The organism is Deinococcota bacterium, from assembly GCA_030858465.1.
Taxonomy (GTDB): Bacteria; Deinococcota; Deinococci; order Deinococcales; family Trueperaceae; genus JALZLY01.
This window is the reverse complement of sequence record JALZLY010000179.1, coordinates 1-7,838: the sequence shown is the minus strand read 5'-3', so window position 1 is coordinate 7,838 and position 7,838 is coordinate 1. Positions and strand designations below refer to the sequence as shown.

General features: G+C 67.7%; 9 protein-coding genes. 1 reads left to right on the top strand and 8 read right to left on the bottom strand.

The features are described 5' to 3' along the window. Positions 1-47: 47 nt before the first annotated feature. Together M3498_09125 and M3498_09120 are read right to left on the bottom strand one after the other, a co-directional pair. The gene (locus M3498_09125; protein MDQ3459441.1) at positions 48-1,217 is read right to left on the bottom strand and encodes an acyl-CoA dehydrogenase family protein; all 1,170 of its coding nucleotides are present in this window, start codon (positions 1,215-1,217) and stop codon (positions 48-50) included. 28 nt (positions 1,218-1,245) lie between these two features. Further along, positions 1,246-1,491 carry a hypothetical protein gene (locus M3498_09120; GenBank protein MDQ3459440.1) on the bottom strand — a complete coding sequence of 82 codons (246 nt, stop codon included), beginning with the start codon at positions 1,489-1,491 and terminating at the stop codon, positions 1,246-1,248. A gap of 65 nt (positions 1,492-1,556) precedes the next feature. Here M3498_09120 and M3498_09115 point away from each other — a divergent pair, with 65 nt between their 5' ends. Continuing rightward, positions 1,557-1,799, top strand: a complete 243-nt coding sequence (locus M3498_09115) for a CopG family transcriptional regulator (GenBank protein MDQ3459439.1) — start codon at positions 1,557-1,559, stop codon at positions 1,797-1,799. Between the two features lie 54 nt (positions 1,800-1,853). On the opposite strand, the gene rimO is transcribed toward M3498_09115, so the two are convergent. The 6 genes from rimO to M3498_09085 all read right to left on the bottom strand — a co-directional run. Next, a complete protein-coding gene (rimO, locus tag M3498_09110; GenBank protein ID MDQ3459438.1) occupies positions 1,854-3,206 on the bottom strand; it encodes a 30S ribosomal protein S12 methylthiotransferase RimO in 1,353 nt (450 codons plus the stop codon). Between the two features lie 103 nt (positions 3,207-3,309). Further along, the gene (locus tag M3498_09105) at positions 3,310-4,524 is read right to left on the bottom strand and encodes a Mur ligase family protein (GenBank protein MDQ3459437.1); all 1,215 of its coding nucleotides are present in this window, start codon (positions 4,522-4,524) and stop codon (positions 3,310-3,312) included. Positions 4,525-4,594: 70 nt separating this feature from the next. Continuing rightward, a complete protein-coding gene (locus M3498_09100) occupies positions 4,595-5,611 on the bottom strand; it encodes a peptidoglycan bridge formation glycyltransferase FemA/FemB family protein (GenBank protein ID MDQ3459436.1) in 1,017 nt (338 codons plus the stop codon). A 125-nt stretch (positions 5,612-5,736) separates the two neighbouring features. Next, the gene (locus tag M3498_09095; GenBank protein MDQ3459435.1) at positions 5,737-6,441 is read right to left on the bottom strand and encodes a DUF3108 domain-containing protein; all 705 of its coding nucleotides are present in this window, start codon (positions 6,439-6,441) and stop codon (positions 5,737-5,739) included. Between the two features lie 85 nt (positions 6,442-6,526). Continuing rightward, on the bottom strand, positions 6,527-7,303 hold the full coding sequence (locus M3498_09090; protein MDQ3459434.1) for a metallophosphoesterase: 777 nt from the start codon (positions 7,301-7,303) through the stop codon (positions 6,527-6,529). 139 nt (positions 7,304-7,442) lie between these two features. After that, positions 7,443-7,838 (bottom strand): M23 family metallopeptidase (locus M3498_09085; protein MDQ3459433.1); only part of this gene is annotated, 396 nt, incomplete at its 5' end.

The window sequence follows — 7,838 nt, the reverse complement described above, 5'->3', positions numbered from 1 at the left end:
ACCCCTGACCCCCGACTCCCCAGCCCCCGACCCCCAGCCCCCGACCCCTAGAAAGCGCTGCGCCCGGTGATCTCCCGGCCGAGGATCAGGGTATGGACGGTGTCGGTGCCCTCGTAGGTCGAGACGGTCTCCAGGTTGAGCATGTGCCGGATCGAGCCGTACTCGGTGGTGATGCCGTTGCCGCCCAGGATGTCTCTAGCCTCGCGCGCCACCTTGAGCGCCGTTCGCACGTTGTCGCGCTTGGCTAAAGAGACGCGGGCGGGGGTGTCCTTGCCGTCCTCCTTGAGCCGGCCCAGGTGATAGGCCAGGAGGCTGCCCTTGGTGAGCTCGGCCAGGGCGTCGGCGAGCTTGGCCTGCACGAGCTGCCGGCTTGTCAGCGGCGTGCCGAAGACCGGTCGCTCCTCGGCGTAGCGGAGCGCCTCCTCGAGGCAGAAAAAGCCCGCGCCGAGGACGCCGAAGGCGATGCCGAAGCGGGCCTGGTTCAAGCACGACAGCGGCCCCTTGAGCCCTTCGACGTCGAGCTTGTTGGCGGCGGGAACGGCGACTTCGTCCAGGTAGAGCTCGGACGTCACCGAGGCGCGCATCGAGGCCTTGGTCTTGATGTCGGGCGCGGAAAAGCCTTCGCTGCTGGTGTCCACTAAGAAGCCCAGGATCTTGCCGCTGCCTTCTTCCTTGGCCCATATGATGGCAACCTGCGCCCTCGAGCCGCTGGTGATCCAGCGCTTGACGCCGGTGATGGCGTAGTCGCCGCCGACTTTACGGACCCTGGTGCTCATGCTGCCGGGGTCGCTGCCCGCGTCGGGCTCGGTCAGGCCGAAGCAACCGACGGCCTCGCCCGAGGCCAGGCGCGGCAGCCAAGTCCTCTTCAGGTCCTCGGAGCCGTAGCGGAAGATGGGGTACATGACCAAAGACGACTGCACGCTGACAAAGGAGCGCATGCCCGAGTCGCCGTACTCGATCTCGCGGTTGACCAGGCCGTAGGCGGTGTAAGACGCGCCCGAGCCGCCGTACTCCTCGGGCAGGGTCATGCCGAGGACGCCCAGTTCGCCGAACTTGCGCGGCAGGTCGTCGGGAAAATGCCCGTCTTGCCACCACTCGCCGACATGGGGCAGGATCTCGGCCTTGACGAAGTCGCGCACGCTGTCACGGATGATGCGCTCCTCTTGGCGGTAGAGCGCCTCGAGCCCGTAGAAGTCCTGAAGCCCCCGGCTGCTCATGGGGTCGATGGTCCTATTCGGCAGCGTGCTAGCCACTAAAGAGCCTCCTCATCGCGTCCTCTTTGCTGGTCGCCTTGGCGACGAAGTAGTGATCGTCCTCGAGTTCCAACCTGCCCGCCCCCACCCACCTGCTAAGCGAAGCCCGCAGGGTGTCCAGGGCCAACTCCTCGTGGCGGCGCTCGTCGATGTAACGCTGAACCTGCCGGATGCTCGCGCCCGCTTTGCCCCGGCCGAGCTCGCTGACCGCCTCGAGCACCCAGTCGTCTACGTTCATGGCTCAGTCTACACCCTGATCGCGCTGATTCTCGCATCAAATACCCTATATGCTAAACCCGAGCCATGCAAAACACGACCCTCTATTTGCCCAATAAGCTGCATCTGCAGCTCAAGGTTACAGCCAAACGGCAAAACAAGAGCCAGGCTGAGCTCATCCGCGAGGTCCTAAAGGGCTTCATCGAGGAGCAGCCCCGGCGGGTTCCCAAGTCTATCGGCGCAGGAGAGAGTAGCGACGTCACTTCCGAGGATATCGACGACTGGCTCAAGAAGAACTGGATCAAGGATCTCGAGCTTGATAACGGTTGATACCTCGGCGATTCTGGCGCTGCTCACCAGGCAAGACCCTCATCACCTAATGCGTTACACCATCGTCAGGACGTTGGGCCGCCAGGGCACGGCGCCCACGACCTCGCCGTGGAGGTCGTAGGAGTCGGCTCTGTCGACCTTGACCCGGACGATGTCGCCGATCTTGACGGTGCCGTCGCTGTCGGCGTAGACCGTGCCGTCGATGCCCGGCGCGTCGGCCTTCGTGCGCCCGACGATATCGCCCGGCAGCTCGCCGTAGTCGTCAACGATGACGTCCAAGGTCCGGCCGACCTTTGCCTCGTTCTTGGCCAGGCTGATCCGCGCCTGCCTCTCCATGAGGCGGGCGTAGCGCTCCCCCTTGACCTCTTCGGGGACGTGGCCGGGCAAGTCGTTGGCGGCGGCGCCAGGCACCTCGCTGTAGGTAAAGGCGCCCACGCGCTCCAACTGGGCTTCCTCGAGGAACTCGAGCAGCAGCGCGAAGTCCTCCTCGGTCTCGCCGGGAAAGCCGACGATGAAGGTCGAGCGAATCGCCAGCTCCGGGCAGACCTCGCGCCAGCCCGCGATGGTCTTCAGGTGGCTCTCGGCGCCGCCGGGACGGCGCATGCTCTTGAGGATTCTGGGGCTGGCGTGCTGCAGGGGCACGTCCAAATAGGGCAGCAGCTTGCCCTCGGCCATAACAGGTATCAAATCGCGGACGTGCGGGTAGGGATAGACGTAGTGCAGCCGCAGCCAGGCGCCCATCCGCGCGAGCTCGGAGACGAGCGGCAGCAGTTGGGCCCCCACCTGCCGGCCCTGAAACTCCGACGCGCGGTAGCGGATGTCGACGCCGTAGGCCGAGGAGTCCTGGGCGATGACCATCAGCTCCTTGGTGCCGGAGGCGACGAGCCGGTAGGCCTCGTAGAGGACCTCGCCGGCGTCGCGGGAAACCTGCCGGCCGCGAAGCTGCGGGATGATGCAGAAAGAGCACTTGTGGTTGCAGCCCTCGGCGATCTTCAAGTAGGAGTAGTGGCGCGGCGTCAGCTTGATCCCTGGTGGCGGCAGCAGGCTGGTGAAGGGGTTGTCGTCGGCCGGCAAGACGCCGTGAAGCGCAGCCATCACGCCGTCCACGTCGCCCTGACCGGTCACCGCCAGGACGCCCGGGTGCCGCGCCTTGACGACCTCGGGCTTTTCGCCCAAGCAGCCCGTGACGATGACCTTGCCGGTGCCGGCAAGGGCCTCGCCGATGGCTCCCAGCGACTCCTCGACCGCCGGGGTGATGAAGCCGCAGGTGTTGACCACCACCACCTCGGCGTCCTGGTAACTGGGGGCGATAGCGTAGCCCTCGGCGCGAAGCTGTGTCAGGATGCGCTCGCTGTCCACCAGCGCCTTGGGGCAGCCAAGGCTCACAAAACCCACTTTTCCAGTCATCTCGTTCTCCATCCGCGGCCGGAACCGGCCGTTCACGCTTCGGAAAGCTTGCCAAAACAGGTCAGTCTAGCGCAGTTCCCAGGAAGGCGAGGTTCCAGGCGCTTCAGGCGACCTCGGACAAGCTCTGGCGGCGCAGGTGGGGTCTCAGCCGGCCTGCCAGGTAGAGCGAGCCCGCCACCACGACCTGACCCACCACGACCTGACCCACCACGACCTGACAGGGCGGCGCGGCCTCGAGCGCCGCTTGAAGCGCCTGCAGCGGATCGGCGATGAACACCCGGCGAGCGCCCGCTCTCAGGGTGCTGGGCCTGTCGTCCGCCTGGGTGATGAAGGTCGTAAGCGCGTAGGGCTCGAGCTCTTGCAGCGTTGCCTCGCCCGCCTTGCGCGACAGCGCGCCGAAGACTAAGACGAAGGGCGTCTCGAGCATGGCGGCGAGCGCTCTCGCGGCGGGTGGGTTGTGGGCGCCGTCGAGAAGGACTCCCTTGCCGCCGATAAAAAAACGTTCGGCCCGGCCGGGCAGCGGCGGGGTTCGCAAGCCCTCGGCGAGCGCCTCCTCGCCCAGGCCCAGGCCGCTCGCGCGCAGGGCCGCGGCGGCCAGCCGAGCGTTGGCGCGGCGTATGGGATCGGCCCCCTGTAGCCCGGGAGGCCGTGCGAAGAGCGGGGAGTCGCCTTCGGCGTGGAGCGGGCTCCTCCTGCCCGCGGCGACCTGGCGGACGATGTCGAGCGCCTCGCCCCGTGCTCCCGTCACTACGGGGACAAAGGGGCGCACTGCCTCGGCCTTGTCGCGGGCCACATCGCTGAGGCCGGGACCGAGGGTGTCGAGGTGGTCCTCGCCGACATTGGTGAGGACGGTGCAGAGGACCTTGTCGAGAATATTGGTGGCGTCGTTCCTGGCGCCCACGCCCGCTTCGACGACGGCGACCTCTACGCCCTCGCGCGCGAAGTGCTCGAGCGCCATCGCCAAGGAGAGCTCGAAGAAGGCCGCGCCCAGTCCCAAGGCTGCGACGCGCCCCGTGAACTCGACGACCGCCTCCTCGCTGATGCTCTCGCCGCCGACGCTGATGCGCTCGCGGAAGTCTTCGACATGGGGCGAGACGAACAGGCCGCTCCTCACGTTGGCCGCGCCCAGGGCCGCGTGAATCATGGAGGCGACCGTACCCTTGCCGGTCGTGCCGACGACGTAAAAGGCCGGTGGCAGGCCGAGGCCGAGCTGCGTCACCAGCCGGCGCATCCTCTTGGGGTCGCGCGCCGCGCCGCCCCTGGTCTGGGCAAAGAGCCAGTCGAGAGCCTGGGCGTAGGTGGTGGGTAGGATGGTCATCGCCTCAAGAGCGGGGGTCAGGGGTCAGGGTTTGGTCCTTACCCCTGACCCCCGCCTCCCGACCCCCGCCTCACAGCACGTCGTCGGCGCTGCCTCGCGCCCGGTAGTTGCGCCAGCTCTTCCTGAGCCTGATAGCCCCGGTGACGCCGCCGTAGAGCGGGCTGAGCGGCAGGTCGTAGGCGGGCAGGCGCAGCCGGTAGCCGCCGAAGCGCTCCTTGAACTGGTAGACGCCGTAGGCGTGCCCCTGGGGCGAGAGCTCCCTGGGGATGCCCCAGAGGTCGTAGCTCGCGTAGCCGTTCTCGCGGCCCCAACGCATCACCGCCCAGTGCACGGCGTAGGGCGCGCGCGCCTCGCTGCGCTCCCGGCTCGAGCCGCCGTAGAGGTAGTAGACGCGCTCACCAAAGGCCACGAAAAGCCCCGAGGCCAGCGCCTCGCCGCCGTGGTAGGCGGTCATGGCAAAAGCCTCACCGCCGTAGGCGTCGCAGGCGTGCAGCACCGTCTCGTAGTAGGCGCGCTCGAACTGCAACAGCCGACTGCGCGCGTTGGTCTCGGCGAAGAGCGGCCAGAAGGCCTCGAGGCTCCTCTCGAGCCTCGTCTCGACGCCCTCCTTGAGGCTCTTCTTGACGTTGCGCCTGGCCATCCCATGCATGTTCTTGAGCAGGTCGTCCTCGCTCCGGTTAAGGTCCAGGAACACGGTGTGCTCGGGCTGCAGGCTCTCGGCGCGGCGGAAGCCCGCCAAGGCGGCCGGGATGGGCTCGCCCTCCAGCCTGGGGACCTCGGGTTCTATCTTGAAATAGACGTCCGACGGCCTGGCCCAGCGGCGCAGGGCGCCAGCGAAGTCAGCCAAGGCGCCGAGGCTGCCCAAGGCGGGTCCCCGCGGAGCATAGAGCATGCTGAGGCCCGGCGCCACGCCTTTGCGCAGGACCTGGGCGGCGGCCACGCCGGGGAGCTCGAGCCGGTGCGCCGACCAGCCGGTCGCGGCCTTGACCTCGCCCCAGCCCCAGCCCTGCAGGGCGCTCCTGTAGGCGTAGCCGCCGACGAGCGCGTCCCAGGTTCCGGGGTGGTGATGTTCGACAAGCTCGATCATGTGCCGTGTGCCAGCCTTCCGGCGACTTCGGCTCGGCCGAAGTCACGAGTTAGCATAACGCAAATCCTAAGCGCCATCGCCCGCGCCAGCCCGCATAGAAGCTCAGCCACGGGGCGCATGGGCGGCTAATCGGCTTGGCGGCGTTTGGACATGCGTTTTCTCCCGCTGCGGCGGTTGCGCCGCTTGCTCCCGCGCCCGCGTTCGAGCGAGGGCCGGCCCTCGCCGGAGGGCATCTCGTCCTCCTGGCTGACCCTGACGATGAGCGCGTCCAGGAGGCCGGCCTCGAGCCGCTGCGAGAGCTTTAGGATGGTGTGGGGCGCCTCGCAGTCCACGAACACGTAGGCGTGGCCCGGATAGAGCGCGTAGACCCTGGCCGCCCTGTTGCCCAGGGCCGTTCTCAGCTCGGCATCGGGCAGCCGCTCGACCACCACGTCCTTGCCGAGCATGGGCACGCGCAGGGAGGTTTCGTTCTCCGGCAGGGCGCGAATGAGGTGCAGGAGGCCTAGCGGGTCGCGGTAGGGCCGGCTGTAGGGCACCTCGGCGCTGTCCTTGCCGCAAGACGCTCGCACCAGGCCGCTCCGCTCGTCGAAGGCCACCTGGTAGTGGCGCTTTTCCTGGTTGTCCTGCTGGGTCTCGCTGAACAGCTGGCTGAGGAGCGAGGGCGTGTGCAGGCTGCTCGTCTGGGTGACGGTCGCCTGGCCCAGGCTGCCCTGGAGCGTGAGCCTGGCCTCGAGCCTGACCTGGTGGCGGCTGGTCTGGGTGCGCAAGACCTGGCTACCGACGGACTTGCCGCGCAGGCTGAGACGGTAGGAGCAGACCTCGACGGACATAAACCCAGTGTACAGGACTGAGGGCTGGGGACGGGGGACCGGGACTGAGGAACATCTTTTCCTCTCAGTCCTCAGCCCTACTCTTTTACCGGCTCATCCTCTCGTCGAAGAAGAGCCCTCTCATCTCGAGCCTGTAGGCGTCGTCGCAGATGTCGATCTTGAGGTAGGCGTACTCGCGGCCGTGGCCGTTGGTGTCGAGCAGGATGGCGCGGCCCTGCGAGGCGATGTTGACGCCGCCGCGCACCGGGGTGTGGCCGTAGACGCCCAGCCGGTAGGGCGTTTCGGCGAGCACGTCGCGCTCCTCGTAGATCCAGCGGCGGCGGTTTTCGATGTAGAAGCCGGTGTCGTAGCGGTTGTGCTCGGGCAGCGGCCCGACGTGGGCGAAGTGGATGCCGGCTAGGACCAGCTCGCTCTTCCAGCTCCCGATCCAGTCCGCCAGTTCGGGGTCCAGCGTGCCGCCGTAGCCCTCCTTCCACTCGAGGTGCGAGATGTCGTCGGTGCGCAGCGGGCCCTGGCTCCTGGTGACGGCGTTGAAGTCGTGGTTGCCCATGAGGATGTCGATCTTGCCCTCGGGCAGCGCTTGGGCGAAGCCTTTGACGCGGTGCAAAAAGGCCTCCTGCGCCCGTTCCGCGCAGCGCAGGTGCTCGGGGTCGTACTCGTCGTAGCGTTCGACGCCGGCGAGCTCGCGGTAGCGGGCGCGGCTCTTGGCGTGAACGAGGTCGCCCAGCAAGATGAGCCTCGTCTCCTCCTGCCTGAGCAGCGCGCTCGGCCTGTGCTCGTCATCGACCAGCCCGGCTTCCCCAAGCAGCGTCCAGAACTTTTCCTCCTGCGCGTGAATGTCCCCGATGACGACTAGCTGCAAGATGGTTCTCCAGCCCCGGCGCGCCTCTGCCGGCTGGCGTTGCGGGGCGCGCCTACTTCTTCCAGCCTAACCGGAGGCGGGCGGAGACAGGGGGAAAAAACCACACAGTTCAGCACGATTCGCCTTTGGCGTCCAGTCCTCAGCGTACGTTTTGGATGAGCGGCAGAGGATCGACGGCCGCGCCGCCGATCAGTACCTCGAAGTGCAGGTGAGGCCCGGTGCTGAAGCCGGTGCTGCCGACGCGGGCGATGACCTCGCCGGCCGCGACCGTGGCGCCCGGCTCGACGAGCAGGGCCGAAGCGTGGGCGTAGCGGTACTCGCGGTCGCCGCTCCTTATGATCACGATGTTGCCGTAGCCGTGCTGCCAGCCGCTGAAGGTGACCGTGCCCCCGGCCGCGGCGCGGATGGGCTCGCCGGTCCTGCCGGCGAAGTCGACGCCGGTGTGGAAGTTCGAGCCGGCGACGCGGAGCTGGCGGTAGCCGAAGCGCGAGGTGACGGGGCCGTCGTGGGGCCGCAGGAGCGCGCCCGCGGCCGT